Below are 21,741 nucleotides of genomic sequence, written 5' to 3' on the forward strand. Positions count from 1 at the left end.
GAATGCTCAGACGCCGGTCACTTCGACGCTGTCGTTTTCCTGCACCGTGACGGTGCCCATTTTGCGGATGTGGCTTTCGACCACGTCCCAGATCTGCGGTCCTTCGGTGCCCTCGTTGACCGAGGCCCAGCCGGCGATGACGTAGTTGCGCGACGGGTCGATCGGCTCGCCGCTGCTGAGCAGGGTCATGTTGCTGATCCGCTCGCCCTGCGGCTTGCTGACGTCGATGCTGTAGCCAAGGCCGCCGGTGCGGACCATGTCGCCGCCTTGCTGGTAATAGGGGTCGGGGTTGAAGATGTTGTCGGCCACGTCTTCCAGCACGACCTTGAGGAATTCACCGGTCATTTCCGTGCGATACGCCTCGCCATAGGTCATGGAGGTGACGTTCCAGATATCCTCGCGGGTGATGTCCTGACCGGGGATCAGTGACGGCCCCCAGCGCACGCCGGGGCTGAGCGCGATTTCGGCGTCCCGCTCGGACAGGAGCGCGTCGCAAATGAGGTCGTCCCAGCTGCCGTTGAAGTTGCCGCGACGGTAAAGCAGACTATCGGTCTGGCCGATCACCTCTGACAACTTGTCCTCGTAAGGTGCGCGCTGTTCATTGATCAGGGCGGTCATGTCCGCATCGGGTTCGATCACGTCCGAGAAGATCGGGATCAGCTTGTGACGATAGCCCATCATCTGGCCGTCGCGGATGTCGAGATCGACGCGGCTGACGAATTTGCCGTTGCTGCCTGAGGCGATGATGAGCGTCTCGCCCGACAGAACCGGTTCCGGCAGCGCATCGTGGGTGTGGCCCGACAGGATCACGTCGATTCCGCTGACCACGGTGGCCATCTTCTTGTCCACGTCGAAGCCGTTATGGCTGAGCACCACGACACATTCCGCGCCCTCGCTGCGGACCTGGTCGACCATGGTCTGCATGTTCTCATCCCGGATGCCGAAGGCGTATTCCGGGAACATCCAGCCCGGGTTGGCGATGGGCATGTAGGGGAAGGCCTGACCGATCACGGCGATCTTGGTGCCGCCGCGTTCGAACATCGTGTAGGGTGGGAAGAGATCGGTGGGTTCGTCCCACTCGGCGTCGAAAATATTCTGGCCGAGCGCGGCGAACGGGAGAGACTCGACGAGCTCGGCCACGCGATCGGACCCCAGCGTGAATTCCCAGTGGAATGTCATCGCATCGGGTTTGAGCGCGTTCATCACGTTGACCATGTCCTGGCCTTGGGTGTGATAGCAGGTGTACGAGCCGTGCCACGTGTCGCCGCCATCGAGCAGAATGGCGTCGGGACGGTCGGCCCGGATGGCGTTGACGACGGTCGCCACGCGGTCCAGCCCGCCGACGCGGCCGTATTCACGGGCCAGCGACGTGAAGTCGCCGCTGCTGAGCGCATAGTGGCTGGGGCTGCCATCCTCGATGCCGTAGAGGCGGCGGAAATCGGCGCCGGTGACATGCGGCACCTCGCCCTTGTTCTCGCCCACGCCGATATTGACCGAAGGTTCGCGGAAATAGATCGGTTTCAGCTGCGCGTGGATGTCGGTGACGTGGATCAGGGACACGTTGCCGAACGTGTCGAACTGCAAGAGCTGGTCCTGTGTCAGCGACTGTTGCGCGGCCAGCTTGGCCCAGTTGCCGAAGCCAGAGGCCCCGACGAGTGCCGATGCCGCAATGCCGACCTGTAGGAAATCCCTGCGCGAAATCATGAGTGGTTCATCCTTCAAGACATATGCGCATATTTGAATGTAGCGCAGATGAAAAAGGCCCCGCCTATGCGACGGAGCCTTGAATTGAGTTTAATTTCGGACCGACGGTCCTTCGACGCTGAGGCCGTTGCCGCGCGATGCGACATAAAGCTCGAGCGCCACGAACTCCGGGCTGCCGGGCGAGAAGGTGTGTGCCCGGGTGTCTCGGATGCAGCCCTTGAAGCGGGCATGCACGGCGTTCAGCTTGGTGTTCTTCAGACGGTAGGTCGGAAAGCCGTTGATCTGGCCCTGGCTGAGATGGTCGGCGCGGATCATATTGCCGTAATTGTCTTCGTGACAATTGGCGCAGCTGAGTTCCAGCTGACCGTAGCGGGTATAGTAGATCTCCTTGCCCTTTTCCCAGGTGGACTGGGCCGGGCCGTCGATGGCCACGTTCACGGGCATGCCACGCGACACCGAGGCCAGCAGCGCCGACATGTTGGTCATGTCACCGCCGGCGTATTTCCACGGCTCGGCCCCCATGCGGTTTTCGCGGCAGTCGTTGACCTGCATCTCGATCGTGCGAACTTCGCCGGCATCCTCGTTCCACTTGGGATAGACCGCCTTGACGCCAGCCATGCTGTCGACGTCGTTGTGGCACGACGCGCAGGACTTGCCCTCGGACCCTTCCGCCGTGTTCCAGACCTCGGCGGCCTGTTCCACCCAGAGCATCGCCGGGTTGTCGAAATCGTCGGTCTGCACCGCCTGCGTCTCGTCCGAGCGGAACCGCCAACCCGAATAGATCGTGTCGATGTTTTCCATATGCGCAGGCGCATCGGTCTTGGTGACCATTTCGATATCTTCGTTGACCACCAGTTCGTCTTCGTCGGGCCCGGCATAGGCGGCCAGCGCGAACACGCTGGCGGCTGCTGCCATGATCAGACGCCCACCCGTTACAGTCGTTCTTGTCATGTTATCCTCCCTGACGCCGAGGCGCCTTATCCGACCGTAACCGTCTTGGTCTCTTCGTAGACGGACCCGTCATCGTCATGCCAGGTGAACGTGAAGTCACCGGTTTCGGGCACGGTCGCCTCGAATTCGAAGAACGGGTTGGTCGAGATCGCCGGCTCCAGCGTGACGTCGATCACGTTCTCGCCGTTGAAGTCTACAACGAAGCGGTTGATGATCGAGCGCGGAATGACGTTGCCGTCATCGTCCTTGCGCTGACCGCTTTCCATCTGGTGGCTGATCAGCGTCTTGATGGTGATCGTTTCGCCGGCGGACGCCGACTTCGGGACCTTGACGCGGGGTTTTACACCTTCGGCCATGTTCTAATCTCCTTGTCCTCTACTCAGCCGCCGCAGCCGCCGATGGTGACTTTGACGTTTGCCGATGCCTGCTTGTACGAGCCATCTTCCATCTGGGCGACGGCGATGACGTTCTGCGTGCCGGCAAGGCGGATACGGGTCGACGCGAATTGCGACGCGGCCAGCGGGCCGAACTTGAACGTGGCAACGGCGGGCGTCGGGTTGCCATCGGCGAAAACCGAAATGGCAACGGCGCCCGGGGCGCTGACCTCGATCGGCACGGTGTTGCCGTTCTCGGCGATTTCCGGCGCGGTCAGTTCGACACCGCCCTCGCCCACATCGGCGCCGCCGGTGAATTTCGCGATTGCGTCTTCGGTGGCCGACGCGAAGGCCGGCAGCGCGCCGAAGGCCGTCACGGCTGCGCCTGCGGTGCTCAGCACCAGCATCTTTCGGCGATTCAGTTTCATCTTGTCCTCCAGATATCTGAGTTATTCGTACTTGAGCGTCATCAGGTAGGAGACGACGTCTTCGATTTGCTGGCCAGTCAACAGCGGCTCGACCTCACCCTCGTGGGCCTTGCCGGTATAGGCGTCGCCAAGGCGCGTGAAGCCGTCGACCTTGTAGAAGGCCGGCATCATCGTGCCTTCGAACATGACCTTGGCGTTGGCTACGATGCCGCGGATCTCGGCCTCGCTCCAGCGGTCGGCAACGCCATCGAGCGGCGGGCCGATTTCCCCGTGAAACTGAAGCTGCGACTGGTCAGAGATCATGTGGCAGGCGATGCAGTTGCCCGCCCCCTTGTTCATCAGCACGGCGCCCGCTTCGGGGTCACCGGGCTGGCCGGTCAGAGAAGTTTCAACCGCACCATCGACGTATTCGACGTCTTGCGGTGCAATGGTTTCCGCAGCCGCAACGGTCGCGAAAAGCGCTGCTCCGGCTACAAAAGCAGTTAGACGTGTCATGTGACCTCCCGTATGACAGTTACTGTATACTTGCACACACAAAACCGATTCACGCAACAACAAATTCAAGTAAGTGAATTTTTAAATCTGTTCGCTTTCGCAGAAAAAACAGGCGGATTTCTTTGCGCGCGCAGCATTACCTGTGCTTATTCCGCGAGTTTCCGCGCCAGGTATTTCTGGAACGGTTCGTCGCTCTCATACCCCTTTTCGACGACCCAGCGCAGCAGGTTCAGGGTGGTGCCTTTCTCGAATGCGCCGGGCATGGTGACGACCGCCAACTCGTCGGCAGGCAGCTTGCCTTCGGACTCTTCGGGGAAGAACATCATGGTGGGCGTGAACATGGCATTCCAGCGGCGCACGGCGTCTTTCTCGGGCATCGCCTCGCCGTCGAAATCGGTCACTTCGACATCGCCGAACATGTTGATCTGCACCACGAAATAGTTGTCCTCGATAAACTGCTCGATCTCGGGGACGACGAACACTTCCTCGTGCATCTTGGTGCAATAGATGCAGCCGCGCTGTTCGATCAGGACGAGCAGGCGCTTGCCTTCGGCGGTCGCCTCTTCGAGGTCGTCGCCAAGATCCTTGAAGGTGTCGCGCATCCACGGGGCCTTGTGCAGGCCGTCGTCACCCAACTCGGCCGCGAAGACCGGCAGCGCGATCAGCGCGGCAGTCAGGAAAGCGAAAATTCTGGTCATCTGAAGACTCCTCCCGTTTATCCGATTGTGCTGAACCAGGGGACATTTTCAAGCATCCACTGGGCGATGATGTTCACCGAATTGGTCGCGATCAGGACGCCGAACAGGATCAGCAGCGCGCCCATGATCCTCTCAATCAGGCCTAGATGGCGGCGGAACCGCGCCATGAACCGCATGAACGGGCCGATGAAGAGCGCCGCCGCGATGAAGGGCAGCGTCATGCCGAGACCGTAGACGAAAAGCAGCGTGGCGCCCTGTGACGCCGACTCCTGTCCCGCCGCCGTGAACAGGATCGCGGCCAGAACCGGCCCGACGCAGGGCGTCCAGCCGAAGGCGAAGGCAAGGCCGATCACGAAGGCGCCGGCAAGCCCGACATTGCTGGTGTCGCCGGCATCCGCCCGAAACTGGCGATAGAGAATGCCGATGCGGACTACGCCAAGGAAATGCAGGCCCATCGCGATGATGATCGCCGCCGCGACCCAGCGCAGGACGTCGAAATACTCCTGCACCAGCTGGCCGAAGGCGGTGGCCGAGGCCCCCAGCCCGACGAAAACGGTGATCACGCCAAGCGCAAAGAAGCATGCCGCGAGGAAGGCGCGCACGCGCACCCCGCGTGAGATTTCGGCCTCTGCCGTGATCTGGTTCATGCCCACCCCGGCCAGGTAGCTGAGGTAGAATGGCACGATCGGCAGGATGCAGGGCGACAGGAACGACAAAAGCCCCGCGATCAACGCCCCGTAGATCGTTACGTCAAACATTCACAGACCCACCGCATTTTCTTGAAATATTCGAATATTAGATTATGATCGGTTCTAGCAAGCCGTCAATCGGAGTTTCACGTGGCAGCGATCAGAGCATTCCTGCTCGTTATCCTGACCTGGCTTCCCGCGCCCATGCTGGCAGAGACCTATCTGCTGATGGCCGAGGAAGACGGGTGTTATTGGTGTGCCCAGTGGAACGAGGAGGTTTCGGCGAAATATCCGAAAACCCCCGAAGGACAAGCCGCGCCACTGCGCCGCTATGATCTTTACAGCGAATCGCCGGACGTGGAATTCGCCCGGCGCGTGCGCTTTACGCCCACCTTCATCCTTGTCCGGGACGGCACCGAACTGGGCCGGATCGAAGGATACCCCGGAGAGGATTTCTTTTGGGGTCTGCTTGGCATGATGCTGGAAGAGGCGCGCATCGACCTCGACAAAACAGGCTGACGAAACCTATGACACTCGATCCCCAGAATTCTTCCGACGCATCCGAGCCCGAAACGCGGCTGCCGGTGCTCGACGCGAACATGCGCGCCGAGGACATGGAAAAGATGATGAAGAACGCCCAGCGGGCGTCGAACTTCCTGAAGGCGATCAGCCACGAGGGGCGGCTGATGATCCTGTGCCATCTGGCCTCGGGCGAGAAGTCGGTGACGGAACTGGAAGACCTGTTGTCGGCGCGTCAGGCGGCGGTGTCGCAGCAGCTGACACGCCTTCGGCTGGAAGGGTTGGTGACGCCCCGGCGCGAGGGCAAGGCGATCTACTACAGCTTGACAGACGACAGACCGCGGCAAATCATGGAGGTCGTCTATGACCTCTTTTGCAGGGAAGACTGACCGGGATTGAGGAGAGGTTCCGGTCGTTAAACGGGAACCAAGATGCTGGACGTTCTGGGCGAAGCCAATAGCGCAGCCTTGATCGGGCTGTTGGGTGGTCTGGCCTTGGGGCTGGCCGCGCGGCTGGGGCGATTCTGCACGCTGGGCGCGATCGAGGACGTGCTCTATTCCTCGGATGATCGCCGCATCCGCATGTGGGGCATCGCCATCGGCGTGGCCATCATAGGCACGCATTTCGCCATGGCCGGTGGCTTGATGGACGGCACCGCCACCGCGTATCTCGACAGGGTCTGGAACCCTTTGGGCACCATCATCGGCGGGCTGATGTTCGGCTATGGCATGGCGCTGTCGGGCAATTGCGGCTACGGGGCGCTGGCGCGGCTGGGGGGCGGCGACCTGCGGTCTTTCGTCATCGTGATCGTGATGGGACTGTCGGCCTACCTGGTGATGTCCGGCCCGCTGGCCCATTTCCGCGTCTGGCTTTTCACTGTCGAGGAAGGCGCAAGATCGCCCCAAGGGTTCAGCCAGTTGGCGCAGGTGCATCTGGGGATTGGCCCCGCTCTGACCGGTCTTCTTCTGGGAGGGGCCATCCTGATATTTTCCCTCGCCAGTGCCCGGATGCTGCGCTCGCTGAACATGGTGTTCTGGGCCGCCGTGGTGGGCATAGCTATCGTCCTTGGCTGGGTCGGCACCTACTGGGTGGCCATGACGGGGTTCGAGGCCGAACCGATCGAGACCCATTCCTTCGCCGCGCCCATCGGCGACACAATCTATTACGCGATGACCGCCTCGGGCAACAGCCTGTCGTTCAGCGTGGGTTCGGTACTGGGCGTGGTTGTGGGCGCCTTCGTCGGGTCGCTTTTCAAGGGGCATTTCCGCTGGGAAGCCTGCGAGGACCCGCGCGAATTGAAGCGGCAGATCTTCGGTGCGGCCCTGATGGGGCCGGGTGCGATCTTGGCGGTGGGGTGCAGTATCGGACAGGGGGTTTCGGCCTTTTCGGTGCTGGCCTTTTCCGCGCCGGTGGCGTTTCTGGCGATCTTTGCCGGGGCGGCGCTGGGGTTGAAACAGCTGATCACCGGGTTCGCGCCGGCGGAATAACCAACCGGCGGACAAAAAGGCCACGCCGGGATAGCGCGGCCTTAATCGATTCCCACAGGACGGTCTTAGCCCAGCACGTTTTTCACGACCTTGCCCAGCTTGGTGGCCACTTCGTCGGCCTCTTCGCGGGTCATGCAGAAGGGCGGCGCGAAGCCAAGGATATCGCCCTGCGGCATGGCGCGGGAAATCACGCCCTCCTTGACCAGTTCACCGGCCAGCCGTGCGCCGACCTTTTCCGAGGCGTCGAAGAACACGCGATCGTCGCGGTCCTTGACGAACTCCACGGCACAGAGCAGGCCCTCGCCGCGCACTTCGCCGACATGGGCATGGTCTCCCACGGCCTCGGTCAGCGCCTTCTTGAAGTAGGCGCCCACCTCGCCGGAGTTTTGAACCAGATTCAGGTCGTCGATCAGCTTGAGGTTGGCGACACCGGCGGCGGCCCCGATGGGATGCGCCGAGTAGGTCCAGCCATGGCCGATGGGGCCGTTCTCATCCGTGCCTTGCTCCAGCACTTTCCAGACCTTGTCGGACACGATGGACCCGGACAGGGGCGCATAGGCCGAGGTCAGGCCCTTGGCGATGGTGATGATGTCGGGCTTGATGCCGTAATGGTCCGAGCCCATCATGCTGCCCAGGCGGCCAAAGCCGGTGACGACCTCGTCGGCGATCAGCAGGATGTCGTGCTTGGCCAGCACTTCCTGAATCGCGGCCCAATAGCCGGCGGGCGGCGGCACCAGGCCCCCGGTGCCCAGCGCGGGTTCACCGATGAAGGCGCCGATGGTGTCCGCCCCCTCGCGTTCAATCAGCGCCTCCAGCTCGGCCACGCAATGGGCGACGAACTGCTCCTCGGTCTGGTTCACATCGGCGCGGCGATAGTAATAGGGCGCCTCGGTGTGCAGCACCTGCGCCAGCGGCAGGTCGAACTTCTGGTGAAACAGGTGCAGCCCGGTCAGCGAGCCGGTCATCAGGCCCGAGCCGTGATAGCCGCGCCAGCGCGAGATGATCTTTTTCTTCTGGGGAAGCCCGCGGATGTTGTTGTAGTACCAGACCAGCTTGATGTTGGTCTCGTTGGCGTCCGAGCCGCTGAGGCCGAAATAGACTTTCGACATGTGGTCCGGCGCGCGGTCCAGCACCATCTTGGCCAGCGTGATCGCGGCCTCGGTGCCGTGGCCGACATAGGCGTGGTAATAGGCCAGTTCGCGCGCCTGTTCGGCGATTGCGTCGGCAATCTCGGGCCGGCCATAGCCGACGTTCACGCAGTAAAGCCCGGCAAAAGCATCGAGCAGGCGGTTGCCGTCGCGGTCCTCGATATGACAGCCGGAGCCGCCGGTCACGATGCGCTGCGGGGCCTCACCCCGGGCGAATTCCGCCAGGTGGGTCGAGGGATGGAAAAAGTTTTCGCGGTCCCACTGGTCAAGTTGATCGTTCTTAAGCATTCGTACTCTCCTTAGCCCCAATCGCGGCAGACGTATTTGATTTCCATGAACTCTTCCATGCCCTTTCGCGCGCCCTCGCGGCCGAGGCCGGACTGCTTGACCCCGCCGAACGGGATCGGCGCGCCGGTCACCTTGGTGCGGTTGACCGCGACCATGCCGAACTGCAGCGCGCGGCTGAGCCGGTAGATGCGGCGCGGGTCGTGGGCGTGGACGTAAGCCACAAGGCCGTACTCGGTGTCGTTGGCGCGGCGGATGGCCTCATCCTCGGTTTCGAACGGTGTGATCGGCGCGACGGGACCAAAGGTTTCCTCGCGCATGATCTCGGCCTCGTCGGGCACGTCGGTCAGAACGGTCGCGTCATAGAACAGCCGCCCGAGCGGATTACGCTGGCCGCCGCAGGCAAGTTTCGCGCCTTTTTCCAAAGCGTCGGCGACATGTGCCTCCTGCTTGGCGACGGCGCCTTCGTTCATCAGCGGGCCAAGGTCGCAGTCATCCATGCCGACGCCAATCGTCAGCGCCTTTGTCGCGTTGGTGAAACGCGTGCAGAATTCATCGTAGATGCCACGCTGGACATAGATGCGGTTCGCGCCGAGGCAGTCCTGACCGGACGTGGCGAACTTGGCCTTGATGGTCTCGGCCACGGCATGATCGAGGTCGCAATCGTCGAACACGATCACCGGCGCATGGCCGCCCAATTCCATCACCAGTTTCTTCACGGTTTCCGCCGATGCGCGATAGAGTAGCCGCCCGACCTCGGTCGAGCCGGTGAAGGACAGCGCCCGCACCCGCGAGTCGTCGGTCCATGGCGGCACCACGGTCGAGGCGCGGCCGGTGACCACGTTGAACACGCCCGGCTCGACGCCTGCACGCTCGGCCAATTCGGCCAGCGCCAGCGCCGAAAATGGCGTCTCGTGGCTGGGATGCGCGACGATGGTGCAGCCGGCAGCGAGAGCCGCGGCGGCCTTGCGGGTCAGCATGGCCGAGGGGAAATTCCACGGCGTGATCAGCGCCACGACGCCCACGGGTTCAAGCCACAGCTCGACCTCGGCGGTGTTCAGGTGGCTGGTGACGCCCTCGATGTTGGGGCGCTTGGCTTCCTCGGCGTAGAATTCGACGAAAGACGCGGCATAGTCGATCTCGCCCCGCGCCTCGGACAGGGGTTTGCCCTGTTCGGCGACCATCAGCTTGGCCAGATCCTCGCGGTTCTCGATGATCAGGTCAAACCAGCGGCGCAGGATCGCGGAGCGGTCCTGTGGCAACTTGGACGACCACTTGGGAAAGGCCTCCTGGGCGACGGTGACGGCCTCGGCGCTTTCATCAGCAGAAAGGCTGGCAACCTCTCCGACGACCGCCCCGTCGGCGGGGTCGGTCACGGTCAGGGTGCTGCCATCGGCGGCGGCGACCCATTTGCCGCCAACATAGGAAAAGTTGCGGACGAGCCGCAGGTCTTCGATCAGGCGCAAAGACGTGTCAGGCATAAGTTCCTCCTTTAACTTACGGAGGTTTTATATGGCTTGAGCAATGGGTGAGCCTGAATGGGCCTGCCGTGGAGGTGGATTTTTCTGCAAACCGCAGCGAATGCAGAAGAATCTACTGCGCACCCAGAATCACGTCGATGGGCGGGGCGGTCAGGCCCTTGACCGGCTTGGTCACGACATAGCTGAAATACCGCGCCATCCCGATCCGGTCGTTGAGCATCTGGTCGACAAGCCGCTGATAGGCATTGATGTCGGGGGTCACGACCTGCATCAGGTAATCGTAGCCGCCGCCTATACCCCAGCAGGCGACGATCTGGGGATATTGGTGCACGGCATCCTCGAAAATGCGGAATGTCGCGGCGGTATGATCGGTCAGTTCCACAGCCACGAAGACCGTCACATGCGGGCCGATTTTCCGCAAAGCGATCTCGGCGCGGTAGCCGCTGATCAAACCCGCCTTTTCCAGCCGCTTCAGTCTTTCCCAGCACGGCGAGGCCGACAAGCCCACACGTTCGGCAAGCGCGGCCTTCGTGATCCGTCCGTCCTCGGCCAGGACCTTGAGGATCTCGATATCGCGCGCGTCCAGCCGTGTCATGGCCGGGTCAGGTCCGAATACGCGTACCGGCGTCGGGCAGTGCCGCGCGGACGTGACTGGCGATAGCGGTATCCTGCGCCCCGGTGCCGGTGAGGTCGCAAATGGTGATGTCCTGCGCCGACTGTCGGCCCCGGGCTTTGCCGGCGATGATGTCTCCCAGTTCCGGCGGGGTGGCGTCCGTCAGAACGCCCGCGGCCCGGGCGGCTTCCAACTCGCCGCTGGTCTCGCATTGGCTGACCCGATCACAGGCGTAAAGGTCCGCGGCCGCGATGGCCTGCGGGTCGATCTCGTTCTTGCCTTCCTGGTCGGAGCCCATGGCGGTGATGTGAAGACCGGGATGAAGCCAGTCGGCCATCAGTACAGGGGATCGCGCTGGCGTGGTGGTGACGACAAGCTGGCTGTCAGCCACCAGCGCGGCGGGATCGGTGACGGCCTCGGCCTCGACCCCCAGAGCCGCGGCAAGATCCTCGGCACAGGCGGCGGCCTTGTCGGCGTCGCGCCCGTGCACAAGCACGCGCTTGAAAGGACGGACCAGATGGGCCGCCTGAATCTGAAGCCTGGCTTGCACGCCGGTTCCGATGACGCCGGCTGTCTTGATCGTGTCCGGGGCGAGGTGCCGCGCGGCCACGGCACCCGCGGCCGCCGTACGGATATCGGTGAGATATCCGTTGTCCAGGTATACCGCCTCGACCAGTCCGGTCTTGGCTGAAAACAGGATCATCAGGCCGTTGAGGCTGGCAAGACCCAGTGCGGGGTTGTCGAAAAAGCCCGGGCTGACCTTGATGGCGAAGCCGTCGAAGCCGGGGATATAGGCCGTCTTGACGTCGACCTCGGCATTGGCTTGCGGCAGGTCCATGGAAAGGATCGGCGGCATCACGACATCGCCGCCCGCCAGCGCGGCAAAGGCGCGTTCGATGACATCGACCATGTCCACGTCCAGCCGGATCGCCGCGCGCAATTCGGCCTCGGTCACGATCTGGATTTCATGCGCCATAGGTGTTCCCTTTCACCAGCGTGTCGCCCAGCTGAATATCCTCTCCCGCCATGATTTGATGAAACATTCCCATATCGAGGTTGCGGCCCGTGATGATGGTGCCGATCGGCCCCGACACCTCTGGCAACTTGCCTGCTAGAAGCGCGGCGATTCCGACAACGCACGCCCCTTCCGCCACGATACGGTCCTCGTAGAACAACACCTGCATGGCGTGGTAGATTTCTTCTTCGGTGACCAGCACCGTGTCGTCGAGGTGGTCACGGCAGAGCGCAAAGGATAGTTTGTTGTCCATTCCAATCCCGCCCCCAAGGCTATCGGCAAGGCTTGCGACCTCTTCCACCTCGACCGGGTGACCGGCGGTGATGGAGGCGTGCATGGCGGCGCCTCGATCCATGCTGATGCCGATGACCTTGATCTGCGGGTTGATCGTTTTTGCCGCGACGGCAACGCCCGCCGCCAACCCGCCGCCTGACAGTGGCACAAGGATCGTGCGCAGATCGGGACGCGCCTGCAACATTTCCAGCCCGATCGTCCCCTGCCCTGCAATGACATGCGGATCGTCGAACGGTGAAATTTCCACCAGGCCCTCGGCCTCGACCAGCCTCAGGCTTTCGGCCAAGGCGTCGTCCTGGCTTTTACCGCAGGTCCGCACCTCGGCGCCCAGGGCCTTGATGCCGTCCACCTTGGCCTGCGGCACTAGGTTGGACATGCAGATCACGGCGCGCAGCCCGCGATGCTCGGCGGCATAGGCCACGCCGCGCCCGTGGTTCCCGGTCGAACAGCATGTGACGCCTTCAACATCCTCGGGCAGGTTCATCACCGCGTTCACCGCACCGCGCAGCTTGAACGCGCCGATAGGCTGCATGTTCTCGAGCTTCATCAGGAATTCGCTGCCTGCCTTCTGCGTCATGAACGGGGACGGCACGAACGGGGTGTTGTCGGCAATTCCCGCAATCGTCCGTCGCGCGGCAAGGATGTTGGACAGCGCAAATGCCAAGTGGAAACTCCTCTGGCTGTTAGCTTTGCAGACCCGGAAGTGATGTGACCCGGTCCCTTTCGGAACAGGATGCGGGATGCGATGGGTCAAACGCAACCGGAATGCGCCTCGGCGCAGTTAGTGGGTCGTATCGCTTGGGCGAGCACACGGTTTCGGCGCGTGCCGGCCTGGGTACGGGGTACGGACAGAACGAACTGCTCGAGCCGGGCCAACGCTTTTGGCTTTGCGACCAGAAATGCAATTGGCTTGCGGTTCAGGATGGGTCCATAAAAGATGCGATACCCCCCTGGCTGGCTGATCCCGGCGCAAAAACAAGACCGCCCCGGTAACGCACATCACGGGACGGTCCAGTTGCCCTTGGTCCGGAATAGTCAGGCGGCCTTCTTGCGGTTCTCTTCCAACCGGGCGTTGATGATATCGGCCGTCTCGTCCGCTTCTTCCATTGGCTGCCCCATCTGGTCCGCGATCAGTTTGACCAGCAGATCCACCCGCTCAATTTGCTCGGCACCACCGTCGATGGCCCGCGCGGCCGAGGACGGTTTCAGAAGGCCGTTCGCCGCTTTGGCGTATTTCTCGAAGGGAACCTGATCGTCTTCGTCTGCCCCCAGGTGCGTGACGAGATCGCAGACTTTCTTGTAGATCGATTGGGATTCCAAAAGATCACCATGCACAGCCTCCTTGATGGGACGGATGCCGTCGCGCTGAACACAGCGGTAATTGCCGGTCAGCAGCATGGCCCATTTGGCGAAGGGCACGAACAGCGAGTCGAAGAGGCGCAGTTTGACCGGCACGTCCTTTCCGTCCACCCGCACCGCTTCGATCTTTTCCTCCAGCTCGCGCACGATGGCGGTATGGGCCGGATCCTCGAAAGGCGCGGCCTTGAAGTTGGTGGGCAGTCCGACATGAAGGACATTGGGACCCTCCTCCGGCGGACGGAAGGCTTGCGGGTCGGGGCTGCACAGCGAGACAAGGCCGGGCTTGAAACCCTCCCACGGCTCGACGTGGTTGAAGGCGGGGCGCAACTCCTCTGCATCCAGCTTCTCGATCCGCTTCAGGTACGGCAGCGGCGGCATGTTCATGATCGACATGCAAGGACAACCGGACGCTGCGATGCGCTTCATCAACGCGGTTATCTCGGCGTTGCCATATTGCGGCTCGGACATGGCCAGCGCGACCAGATCATACTCTTCGGGCGCCACGTCGGCAGGCGCCTTGGCATCGAGCCGTCCAGGAAGATCCCCCGATTTGAATGCGCGGTGCTCGTCTTCGTCGCGCAGCTTGATGCGGACTTCGGTTCCTTTTTCGTTGATGGTGTCGGCGGTGGCTTGGCGGCACACAAGCGTCACGTCCTGCCCTGCCATCAAAAGCTTTGTCCCCAGCAGCGAGCCGTAGGATGCACCCAGAATAAGAATCTTGCGAGCCATGTGATCTCTCCTTGCACTATCACCGCGCAACATAATTACCCATAGAGATTCTGCTACAAAATTCGTGTAAATGTGTTATTGATAATATTTACAAGTCAACAAATCGTAATTGTGTAAACTCGCTAGATGTCAAAGACTTTCATCGGACCCAAGTTACGGCAGCTTCGGATCAGCCACGATCTGACGCAGGCCGATGTTGCAGATCGGCTTGGCGTCAGCGCCGCATACGTTAACCTGCTGGAAAACAACCAGAGAAGCCTGTCGGTCAAGATATTACTGGCCATTTCCGAGGCGTTTGATGTCGACGTGAAGGAACTGACCCAGGACGATGGCGCGCATGTGCTTGCGGACCTGCGCAATGCGTTCAGCGACACGACGCTGGAAGGCGATCCGCCGGATGTGCAGGAGCTGCGCAGCGCGATTGAACGTGCGCCGGCGTTTGTCGATCATTTCCTGCAACTGCATCGCGCGCACCGCGCCGCTTTGAGGGTCATCATGCGGGGCGGGTCGGAAGGCCGCGACGAGAAAATTCTGCACGCCTCCCCGGAAACCGCGATCCACGACTTTTTTCGTAAGAACAGCAATTATTTCGCCGTGCTCGAAGTTGCGGCCGAGAGCGCGCGGCACTCAATATCGGTGGCGCCGGAGTCCCTTTTTGTCGATCTTCGCGCCGGGCTTCGCGAAATCCATGGCGTGTCCGTGGAAGTGCGACCCATCGAGGAACTTGGCGACTCGCTGCGCATCTACGACGAAGACAGCCGCACGCTCTTGTTGTCGCAGGCGCTCAATACCGAAAACCGGGCGTTCCAGATGGCGCATATCCTGGCCTTCCTGACCGAAGGCCGAATGATTTCGAGAATGGCGCGCAATGCCCAGGCCGACCCCGAGCGGGTGCAGCCCAGGCTGGAGGTCGAGCTGGGAAACTACTTTGCGGCGGCCTTCCTGATGCCCTACGAGGATTTTCTGGCAACAGCCGAAAGCACTGGATACGACATCGACCGCATCGCGCTGGCCTTCGGCGTCACGTTCGAACAGGTCTGCCACCGCCTGACAACCATGCAGCGCGACAAGGCGCACGGGATTCCGTTTTTCCTGCTTCGGCTGGACCGGGCTGGAAATGTCACCAAACGGTTCAATGCCTCGTCCTTCGACCTTGCCGAGTATGGCGGGGCCTGCCCGGTTTGGAATGTTCATGCCGCTTTCTCGGTGCCGGGCGTCATCTTTCCGCAGTTCGTGGAAATGCCCGACGGACAGCGCTTCTTTTCGATCAGCAGGACCGTGCATCGCCCGGTTTTCAGTGCGGACACGCAGGACCGGAGGCTGACACTGACGCTGGGCTGCGAGGCCCGGCACGCGCATCGCCTCCGCTATGCAGCTAGCTTCAAGATCGACGATCCGACGCTTTATCAGCCGATCGGTATCAACTGTCAGCTCTGCCCGCGTCAGGCGTGTTCGCAGCGCGCGCACCAGCCATTGTTCATCAACCTGCCGATCGACGCCAACCGGCGCGGCTCTACCCGTTACGAAAGTTGACGGCGTAAAAAAGCCTGCCCCCCGGGAGATCAGGGGGCAGGCGTTGGGCGTCGCGGTCAGACGTGGCCCGTATCAGGCCTGGCCTTCCGCCGCCTTCTTGCGCTTGCGCATGATGCGTTGCACCACCGGGAACAAGACCAGCGCCAGTGCAAGGCAGATGCAGACCAGCGAGATCGGGCGGGTGATGAACGTGGTCGCGTCACCCTGAGCGGAGATCAGCGACTGGCGAAGCGACCGTTCGGCCAAGGGCCCCAGAACGATGGCCAGCACCGCCGGCGCCACCGGATAGTTCAGCTTGCGCATCAGGTAGCCCACCACGCCGATGATCAGCATGATCCAGGTGTCGAACATCCGGTCGGTCGTGGCGAAGACGCCCAGCACGCAGAGCGTGAAGATGATCGGCGTCAGCAGGGTGAACGGCATGGCCAGCACCCGGATGAAGACCGGGATCAGCGCGATGTTCAGGATCACCGTCACCGCGTTGGCCACGTACATCGAGCCGATCAGGCCCCAGACGAAGTCCGGACTTTCGGTGAACAGCAGCGGCCCGGGGCGCAGACCCCAGATGATCATGCCGCCCAGCAGGATCGCCGTGGTGGGCGAGCCCGGAATGCCCAGCGTGATCATCGGCAGCATCGAGCCTGTCGAGGCCGCGTTGTTGGCCGATTCAGGCGCGGCCACACCGGCCACGTTGCCCTTGCCGAAGCTGTCGGGATCCTTCGAGAACGTCTTGCTGAGGCCATAGGACATCAGCGCCGCCGGGGTTGCCCCCGCCGCGGGCAGCGTGCCCACGAAGAAGCCGAGGAAAGAGCCGACCCATGTCGAGTTGATGTATTCCCGAATCTGCTTGAAGTTGTTCTTCATCCGCGACATCGAGATCTTGACGTTGTGCATCTGGACCTTGCCGCTGGTGGATTCCAGCGTCCAGAGCATCTCGCCCACACCGTAGATGCCGATCGCCAGCACCAGGAAGCCGATGCCACGCTGGAACTCGACCATGTCGAAGAAGATCAGGCGCGGGCTGCCCGAGATGATGTCGAACCCGACCGCGGCCAGAACAAGGCCCAGAAGGATCGAGAAGATCGTCTTTGGTATGTCGTCCCCGCCCAGACCGATGAAGGTGGCGAAAGCCAACAGCATCAGCGCGAACTCCTCCTGTGGTCCGAACTTCAGCGCGAAGGCGGCCAGTGGCGGCGCGAAGAGCGTGAAGAGGATGATCGAGACCGTGCCGCCGATGAACGACGCGATGGCCGCGGCCATCAGGGCCTGGTCGGCCCTGCCGCTCTGGGCCATTGGCCTGCCGTCGAACACTGTCGCCACGGCCGTCGAGGCCCCGGGAATACCCAAGGTGATCGAACTGATCGCGCCCCCGTACATGGCGCCGTAGTAAAGTGCGGCAAGGAAGATGATCGCCGTCGTCGGCGGCACCAAGAAGGTGATGGGCAGCAGGATCGCCACCCCGTTGACCGAGCCGAGGCCCGGCATGCAGCCCACGAACAGCCCCGCAAGGCAGCCCGCGAAAATCATCATCAGGTTCAGGGGCTGAAACGCCTCAAGAAGGCCTGCTGTCAATGATACAAGTATCGTTTCCATTTTTCGTCAGACCTCTCAGTAGAACCATTCGTAGCGGAAGTTGTCGACCCAGAGGAATGCGTCCTCGAAGATCGGCAGACCCTTCGGCAGGTACTTCGTCAGCGCCACCTCGAAGAGCAGGTAGACGAAGATCGGCGTGCCGATTGCGAATGCCAGGGTCATCGGCCAGGAATGCCGCCCCATGAAGCGCACGAAGAAGAGCATGAAGACGACCAGCGCGACATATGTGCCGACGAACGTCATCATGATCAGCAGTGCCAGGATCGACCCCGCCGAGATCGACACGAGGAAAATCGTGTCTCTCGAAATGTAGGGATCGGTGTTGCGCGACTCGGGCGTCTTTTTCTGCGCCCACCGCACGAGTGTGGCGACGGAAGCCAAGGCCATCCCCGCCGACAACCAGAACGGCCACATGCCTGCACCGGGACCTCTGCCCCTGACCCAGCCGATACTGAGGTCGTCTGTGTATACGTTTAGCATCAGGCCGAGCGACACTATCAGTGTCGTGATGGCCATCAGAAGTTCCGCTGTCCGGACCGTCATTCTCTTTGGCTCCGTATAAATCGTTTGCGATCTTTCGAGGGGGCGTGTCCCTGCCGGACGAATCTGCCCGCGCCCGGATCGTCAGGCATCCAGGTGCAGGGCCCGGTACATCCGGACCCCGCCGTTTTCAGGACTGTCTTACTCGCCGGTAATCGACGCGGCGCCGACCTTTTCGATCAGCTTCTCATGCGCGACCTTCTGGTTAGCGTGGAACGCGGCGAGGTCTTCGCCCTTCATCATCGTTTCGCAAGTCAAACCGTCGGACTTGCAGAACGCCTGCCATTCCTCGCTGTCGAACAGCTCCTGGAAAAGGTTGGTGTACCATTCGACCGCTTCCGGATCCATGTCCGGCGGGCCATTCACGGAGCGCTGCATGTAGTACTCGATCTCCACGCCCAGTTCCTTGGCTGTCGGCACGTCCGGGAAGGCCGGCATGCGTTCGGCGGTGAACTGCACCAGCGGCTTGGTGTTGCCCGCGCGGAAGAACTCCATCTGCTCGGCGGGGTTGTTCACCGTGCTGTCGATCTGGTTGCCCACCAGGTTCTTGGCCACCGTGCCGCCACCCGGGAACGGGATGTAGGTCACATCATAGCCGAACTCGGCTTCCATCATCGCGGTCAGAACGCTGTCTTCCTGCCCCGATCCGGTGCCGCCGACCTTCCAGTCCTTGCCCGCCTCGGACACCGTCGCGTTGAAGCTGTCGAGATCGGTGATGTCCTCGCGGTCGGTGTTGACCCACAGCAGGAACGTGTCCATCGCCATCAGGCCGATCGGCGTGAACTCGGTCACGTCGACGCCCAGGTCCTCCTGGATGATCGGCGTGGTGTAGAAGCTGTTCAGCGTCATCATGACCGTGTGGTTGTCGCCGGCCTTGTCCTGCAGGTAACGCAGTGCCTCGGCGCCCGAGCCGCCCGGCTTGTTGATCGGAATGAACGGCCGCGGGCTCAGGTCCTTTTTCTGGATCAGGCCCTGCAGCAGGCGCGCGATCTGGTCAGCGCCACCGCCAGTGCCGGCCATGATGATGAACTCGACCGGTTTGCGCGGCTGCCATTCCGCCAGCGCCGCCGGCGCCGTCAACGCCAGCGCCGATGCGCTCGCAACGAGTAGTTTAAACGTTTTCATGGTTATCCTCCCTATGGTCTCCATGTGTGTCAGGGCTGGTGTGCGCTCTTTCTTGATATGCTTGGCGCCCGCCCCATTCTTGGTACTGCGGTCAGTCTTCGCCTGTCCTCCCTTCTCTCCTCAATGAACCATGACGACCGGAAAATCCGCCTCGGCGACAACAACTTGCGAGTTGCCACCGAACAGGGATTCCCGTTCGTAACTGTCGTGATAGGCGCCGATGATCAGCATTCCGGCGCCCGCCGCGCGGGTTTCCGACAGAAGCTGCCGGCCCACGTTGCGTCCCTCCGCCTTGAACAGCCGGATCTCGGACGCGACGCCGCGCAGTTCGAGATAGCGCTGCAGCTGATCCGCCCCGGGATGTTCGTCCTTGGGACTGTCGCCGGTGTGCAGGATCGTCACCTTCTTGGCACTGGAAATCAGCGGCATCGCCATGGCCACGGCCCGCGTCGCCTCGAGCGACCCGTTCCAGCCGATGGCCACGTGATCCGCGAAACCCGCGTCCGACACGTCGTTATCGGGGCACATCATCACCGGGCGGCCCGAGGAAAACAGCGCCGATTTCAGCGTGTTGACACCGAGGTTCATCTTCTGGTCCGGCTTGGCCACGCAGACGATGTCGCACAGGCGACCGTATCTTTGCACCGCGTCGACCTGTTTGCCCTCGTATTCGATGAACCGCGTCGTCGGCTTGTCCATCTCGTGATCGGCAATCTCGAGCCCGAGTTTCTTGGCTTGCTTCTCGAACTCACCGTAGAGCTGGTCGCGGGTCACGTCGGCATTGGCATGCGCCGCATCCTCGATCTGGCGGCGCAGCATGGTCGGGATCACGACGCCGTACGGCATCATGTCCTCGGTTTTCGGATGACAATGCACCACGCGGACCCGGGCGCCGAAGCGCCGCGCCAGGGCGGCGGCGTGGGCAAACACGTTGTCGCCTTTGCCGTCGCCCCGCACCGGAAGCATGATGCTGTGAATGGAGTCGTAAGCCATGGCTTAGAACAATCCTTCGATTTCGCCTTGGTCGTTCAGGCGGATGGATTCGGACGCGGGTCTGCTGGGCAGGCCCGGCATGGTCATGATCTCGCCGCAGACGACGACGACAAAGCCAGCACCCGCCGACAGGCGCACTTCGCGCACCGGGACCGAGTGGCCCGTGGGCGCGCCGCGCTGCGTGGGATCGGTCGAGAAGCTGTATTGCGTTTTCGCCATGCACACCGGCAGGTTGCCATAGCCCTGCTCTTCCCAGCTCTTCAGCTGGTCGCGCACCTTCTTGTCCGCGATCACCTCGTCGGCGCGGTAGATCTTCTTGGCGATCGTCTCGACCTTCTCGAACAGGCCCATCTCGTCGGGGTAGATCGGCTTGAAGTCCGCCTCGCCCTTCTCGATCGTCTCGACCACTTTCGTCGCCAGGTCCGCCGAGCCTTCCGAGCCCAGCTCCCAGTGGCGCGACAGCACCGCCTCGGCGCCGTTCTCGGCCACGAAGTCCTTCACCGCCTGCACCTCGGCATCGGTGTCGGTCACGAAGTGGTTGATCGCCACCACCACCGGTACACCGAAAGACTTAACATTCTCGATATGCCGGCCCAGGTTCGGGCAGCCCGCCTTCACCGCGTCCACGTTCTCGGCCCCAAGATCCGCCTTGGCCACGCCGCCGTTCATCTTCATCGCCCGCACCGTGGCGACCAGAACCACCGCCGACGGCGCGATCCCGGCCTTGCGGCACTTGATGTTCATGAACTTCTCGGCGCCCAGGTCCGCGCCGAAGCCGGCTTCCGTCACCACGTAATCGGCGAGTTTCAGCGCCGTCTTCGTGGCGATCACCGAGTTGCAGCCATGCGCGATGTTGGCGAACGGGCCGCCATGCACGAAGGCCGGGTTGTTTTCCAGTGTCTGCACCAGGTTGGGCTGCATCGCGTCCTTCAGAAGAACGGTCATCGCGCCCTCGGCCTTGATGTCGCGGCAATAGACCGGGCTGCGGTCGCGACGATAGGCCACGATCATCGCGCCCAGCCGCTCCTCGAGGTCCTTGAGGTCCTTGGCCAGGCACAGGATCGCCATGACCTCCGAGGCCACGGTGATGTCGAAGCCATCCTCGCGGGCAAAGCCGTTGGCCACGCCGCCCAAGCTGGACGTGATCTGACGCAGCGAGCGGTCGTTCATGTCCACGACCCGGCGCCAGACGATCCGGCGGGTGTCGATCTCGGCGTCGTTGCCCCAGTAGACGTGGTTGTCGATCATCGCGCTCAAGAGCGCGTGGGCCGAGGTGATCGCGTGGAAGTCGCCGGTGAAGTGCAGGTTCATGTCCTCCATCGGCACCACCTGCGCATAGCCGCCGCCCGCGGCGCCGCCCTTCATCCCGAAGTTCGGGCCCAGGGACGCTTCGCGGATGCAGATCATCGCCTTCTTGCCGATGTGGTTGAGACCGTCGCCCAGCCCTACGGTCGTGGTGGTCTTGCCCTCGCCCGCCGGCGTCGGGTTGATCGCGGTCACCAGGATCAGCTTGCCGTCCTCGTTGCCCTGGACCGAGTTGATATATTCCTGGCTCACCTTCGCCTTGTCATGCCCGTAAGGCAGCAGATGTTCGCCCGGAATCCCAAGCTTGTCGCCAATCTCCTGGATCGGCTTCTTCGACGCCGCACGCGCAATCTCGATGTCTGATTTGTGGCTCATGATGTGTT

General features: G+C 62.3%; 22 protein-coding genes. 4 read left to right on the plus strand and 18 right to left on the minus strand.

Translation table 11 applies throughout. From position 1 onward, the window contains the following. Positions 1–6: 6 nt before the first annotated feature. The 7 genes from soxB to FIU86_RS16110 form a co-directional block, all read right to left on the minus strand. The gene (gene soxB / locus FIU86_RS16080; RefSeq protein ID WP_152476011.1) at positions 7–1,704 is read right to left on the minus strand and encodes a thiosulfohydrolase SoxB; all 1,698 of its coding nucleotides are present in this window, start codon (positions 1,702–1,704) and stop codon (positions 7–9) included. Positions 1,705–1,794: 90 nt separating this feature from the next. Continuing rightward, positions 1,795–2,619 carry a sulfur oxidation c-type cytochrome SoxA gene (gene soxA / locus FIU86_RS16085; RefSeq protein ID WP_152477190.1) on the minus strand — a complete coding sequence of 275 codons (825 nt, stop codon included), beginning with the start codon at positions 2,617–2,619 and terminating at the stop codon, positions 1,795–1,797. A gap of 62 nt (positions 2,620–2,681) precedes the next feature. After that, positions 2,682–3,011 carry a thiosulfate oxidation carrier complex protein SoxZ gene (gene soxZ, locus FIU86_RS16090; protein WP_152476012.1) on the minus strand — a complete coding sequence of 110 codons (330 nt, stop codon included), beginning with the start codon at positions 3,009–3,011 and terminating at the stop codon, positions 2,682–2,684. Between the two features lie 23 nt (positions 3,012–3,034). Continuing rightward, positions 3,035–3,457: a thiosulfate oxidation carrier protein SoxY gene (soxY, locus tag FIU86_RS16095; RefSeq protein WP_152476013.1), complete on the minus strand. Its 423-nt coding sequence runs from the start codon at positions 3,455–3,457 to the stop codon at positions 3,035–3,037. Between the two features lie 21 nt (positions 3,458–3,478). Further along, entirely contained in the window at positions 3,479–3,952 is a 474-nt protein-coding gene (gene soxX, locus FIU86_RS16100; protein ID WP_152476014.1) for a sulfur oxidation c-type cytochrome SoxX, read from the minus strand. A 146-nt stretch (positions 3,953–4,098) separates the two neighbouring features. Continuing rightward, entirely contained in the window at positions 4,099–4,650 is a 552-nt protein-coding gene (locus FIU86_RS16105; protein WP_152476015.1) for a thioredoxin family protein, read from the minus strand. Positions 4,651–4,667: 17 nt separating this feature from the next. Further along, complete coding sequence (locus FIU86_RS16110) at positions 4,668–5,408, minus strand: cytochrome c biogenesis CcdA family protein (RefSeq protein WP_152476016.1); 741 nt, start codon at positions 5,406–5,408, stop codon at positions 4,668–4,670. Between the two features lie 81 nt (positions 5,409–5,489). Between FIU86_RS16110 and FIU86_RS16115 the strand changes: the two genes are divergently transcribed. The 3 genes from FIU86_RS16115 (at position 5,490) to FIU86_RS16125 (ending at position 7,345) form a co-directional block, all read left to right on the plus strand. Beyond that, positions 5,490–5,858, plus strand: coding sequence for a hypothetical protein (locus FIU86_RS16115; protein ID WP_368373136.1), 369 nt, complete (start codon positions 5,490–5,492; stop codon positions 5,856–5,858). Positions 5,859–5,938: 80 nt separating this feature from the next. Next, positions 5,939–6,247 carry a helix-turn-helix transcriptional regulator gene (locus FIU86_RS16120; RefSeq protein WP_254704026.1) on the plus strand — a complete coding sequence of 103 codons (309 nt, stop codon included), beginning with the start codon at positions 5,939–5,941 and terminating at the stop codon, positions 6,245–6,247. Positions 6,248–6,289: 42 nt separating this feature from the next. Next, complete coding sequence (locus FIU86_RS16125) at positions 6,290–7,345, plus strand: YeeE/YedE family protein (RefSeq protein WP_152476017.1); 1,056 nt, start codon at positions 6,290–6,292, stop codon at positions 7,343–7,345. 65 nt (positions 7,346–7,410) lie between these two features. On the opposite strand, the gene FIU86_RS16130 is transcribed toward FIU86_RS16125, so the two are convergent. From FIU86_RS16130 to FIU86_RS16155, 6 genes are all read right to left on the minus strand, one after another. Continuing rightward, positions 7,411–8,781 (minus strand): aspartate aminotransferase family protein, encoded by a 1,371-nt coding sequence (locus tag FIU86_RS16130; protein WP_152476018.1) that lies wholly within the window; start codon positions 8,779–8,781, stop codon positions 7,411–7,413. Positions 8,782–8,792: 11 nt separating this feature from the next. Continuing rightward, entirely contained in the window at positions 8,793–10,259 is a 1,467-nt protein-coding gene (locus tag FIU86_RS16135) for an NAD-dependent succinate-semialdehyde dehydrogenase (protein WP_152476019.1), read from the minus strand. A gap of 112 nt (positions 10,260–10,371) precedes the next feature. After that, on the minus strand, positions 10,372–10,854 hold the full coding sequence (locus FIU86_RS16140) for an Lrp/AsnC family transcriptional regulator (protein WP_152476020.1): 483 nt from the start codon (positions 10,852–10,854) through the stop codon (positions 10,372–10,374). A gap of 7 nt (positions 10,855–10,861) precedes the next feature. Then, entirely contained in the window at positions 10,862–11,848 is a 987-nt protein-coding gene (locus tag FIU86_RS16145) for a cyclodeaminase (protein WP_152476021.1), read from the minus strand. Next, positions 11,838–12,845, minus strand: a complete 1,008-nt coding sequence (eutB, locus tag FIU86_RS16150) for a hydroxyectoine utilization dehydratase EutB (protein WP_152476022.1) — start codon at positions 12,843–12,845, stop codon at positions 11,838–11,840. The genes FIU86_RS16145 and eutB overlap by 11 nt, the downstream gene beginning before the upstream one ends. Positions 12,846–13,216: 371 nt before the next feature. Beyond that, positions 13,217–14,269: a ketopantoate reductase family protein gene (locus FIU86_RS16155; RefSeq protein ID WP_152476023.1), complete on the minus strand. Its 1,053-nt coding sequence runs from the start codon at positions 14,267–14,269 to the stop codon at positions 13,217–13,219. 126 nt (positions 14,270–14,395) lie between these two features. Between FIU86_RS16155 and FIU86_RS16160 the strand changes: the two genes are divergently transcribed. Continuing rightward, positions 14,396–15,802, plus strand: a complete 1,407-nt coding sequence (locus FIU86_RS16160) for a short-chain fatty acyl-CoA regulator family protein (protein WP_152476024.1) — start codon at positions 14,396–14,398, stop codon at positions 15,800–15,802. A gap of 72 nt (positions 15,803–15,874) precedes the next feature. On the opposite strand, the gene FIU86_RS16165 is transcribed toward FIU86_RS16160, so the two are convergent. From FIU86_RS16165 to FIU86_RS16185, 5 genes are all read right to left on the minus strand, one after another. Further along, positions 15,875–17,395 carry a tripartite tricarboxylate transporter permease gene (locus FIU86_RS16165; RefSeq protein WP_152476025.1) on the minus strand — a complete coding sequence of 507 codons (1,521 nt, stop codon included), beginning with the start codon at positions 17,393–17,395 and terminating at the stop codon, positions 15,875–15,877. Between the two features lie 15 nt (positions 17,396–17,410). Next, entirely contained in the window at positions 17,411–17,938 is a 528-nt protein-coding gene (locus FIU86_RS16170) for a tripartite tricarboxylate transporter TctB family protein (RefSeq protein ID WP_152476026.1), read from the minus strand. A gap of 138 nt (positions 17,939–18,076) precedes the next feature. Next, positions 18,077–19,060 (minus strand): tripartite tricarboxylate transporter substrate binding protein, encoded by a 984-nt coding sequence (locus FIU86_RS16175; protein ID WP_152476027.1) that lies wholly within the window; start codon positions 19,058–19,060, stop codon positions 18,077–18,079. Between the two features lie 120 nt (positions 19,061–19,180). Further along, a complete protein-coding gene (locus tag FIU86_RS16180) occupies positions 19,181–20,053 on the minus strand; it encodes a universal stress protein (RefSeq protein WP_152476028.1) in 873 nt (290 codons plus the stop codon). Positions 20,054–20,056: 3 nt separating this feature from the next. Beyond that, positions 20,057–21,733 carry a formate--tetrahydrofolate ligase gene (locus FIU86_RS16185; protein WP_152475732.1) on the minus strand — a complete coding sequence of 559 codons (1,677 nt, stop codon included), beginning with the start codon at positions 21,731–21,733 and terminating at the stop codon, positions 20,057–20,059. Positions 21,734–21,741 lie beyond the last annotated feature (8 nt).

The organism is Roseovarius sp. THAF9, from assembly GCF_009363715.1.
Lineage (GTDB): Bacteria > Pseudomonadota > Alphaproteobacteria > Rhodobacterales > Rhodobacteraceae > Roseovarius.

Coding starts and splice junctions, on each gene's coding strand:
- soxB (WP_152476011.1), bottom strand. CDS start 1,704: ATGATTTCGCGCAGGGATTTCCTACAGGTCGGCATTGCGGCATCGGCA.
- soxA (WP_152477190.1), bottom strand. CDS start 2,619: ATGGCAGCAGCCGCCAGCGTGTTCGCGCTGGCCGCCTATGCCGGGCCC.
- soxZ (WP_152476012.1), bottom strand. CDS start 3,011: ATGGCCGAAGGTGTAAAACCCCGCGTCAAGGTCCCGAAGTCGGCGTCC.
- soxY (WP_152476013.1), bottom strand. CDS start 3,457: ATGAAACTGAATCGCCGAAAGATGCTGGTGCTGAGCACCGCAGGCGCA.
- soxX (WP_152476014.1), bottom strand. CDS start 3,952: ATGACACGTCTAACTGCTTTTGTAGCCGGAGCAGCGCTTTTCGCGACC.
- FIU86_RS16105 (WP_152476015.1), bottom strand. CDS start 4,650: ATGACCAGAATTTTCGCTTTCCTGACTGCCGCGCTGATCGCGCTGCCG.
- FIU86_RS16110 (WP_152476016.1), bottom strand. CDS start 5,408: ATGTTTGACGTAACGATCTACGGGGCGTTGATCGCGGGGCTTTTGTCG.
- FIU86_RS16120 (WP_254704026.1), top strand. CDS start 5,939: ATGCGCGCCGAGGACATGGAAAAGATGATGAAGAACGCCCAGCGGGCG.
- FIU86_RS16125 (WP_152476017.1), top strand. CDS start 6,290: ATGCTGGACGTTCTGGGCGAAGCCAATAGCGCAGCCTTGATCGGGCTG.
- FIU86_RS16130 (WP_152476018.1), bottom strand. CDS start 8,781: ATGCTTAAGAACGATCAACTTGACCAGTGGGACCGCGAAAACTTTTTC.
- FIU86_RS16135 (WP_152476019.1), bottom strand. CDS start 10,259: ATGCCTGACACGTCTTTGCGCCTGATCGAAGACCTGCGGCTCGTCCGC.
- FIU86_RS16140 (WP_152476020.1), bottom strand. CDS start 10,854: ATGACACGGCTGGACGCGCGCGATATCGAGATCCTCAAGGTCCTGGCC.
- FIU86_RS16145 (WP_152476021.1), bottom strand. CDS start 11,848: ATGGCGCATGAAATCCAGATCGTGACCGAGGCCGAATTGCGCGCGGCG.
- FIU86_RS16155 (WP_152476023.1), bottom strand. CDS start 14,269: ATGGCTCGCAAGATTCTTATTCTGGGTGCATCCTACGGCTCGCTGCTG.
- FIU86_RS16160 (WP_152476024.1), top strand. CDS start 14,396: ATGTCAAAGACTTTCATCGGACCCAAGTTACGGCAGCTTCGGATCAGC.
- FIU86_RS16165 (WP_152476025.1), bottom strand. CDS start 17,395: ATGGAAACGATACTTGTATCATTGACAGCAGGCCTTCTTGAGGCGTTT.
- FIU86_RS16170 (WP_152476026.1), bottom strand. CDS start 17,938: ATGACGGTCCGGACAGCGGAACTTCTGATGGCCATCACGACACTGATA.
- FIU86_RS16175 (WP_152476027.1), bottom strand. CDS start 19,060: ATGAAAACGTTTAAACTACTCGTTGCGAGCGCATCGGCGCTGGCGTTG.
- FIU86_RS16180 (WP_152476028.1), bottom strand. CDS start 20,053: ATGGCTTACGACTCCATTCACAGCATCATGCTTCCGGTGCGGGGCGAC.
- FIU86_RS16185 (WP_152475732.1), bottom strand. CDS start 21,733: ATGAGCCACAAATCAGACATCGAGATTGCGCGTGCGGCGTCGAAGAAG.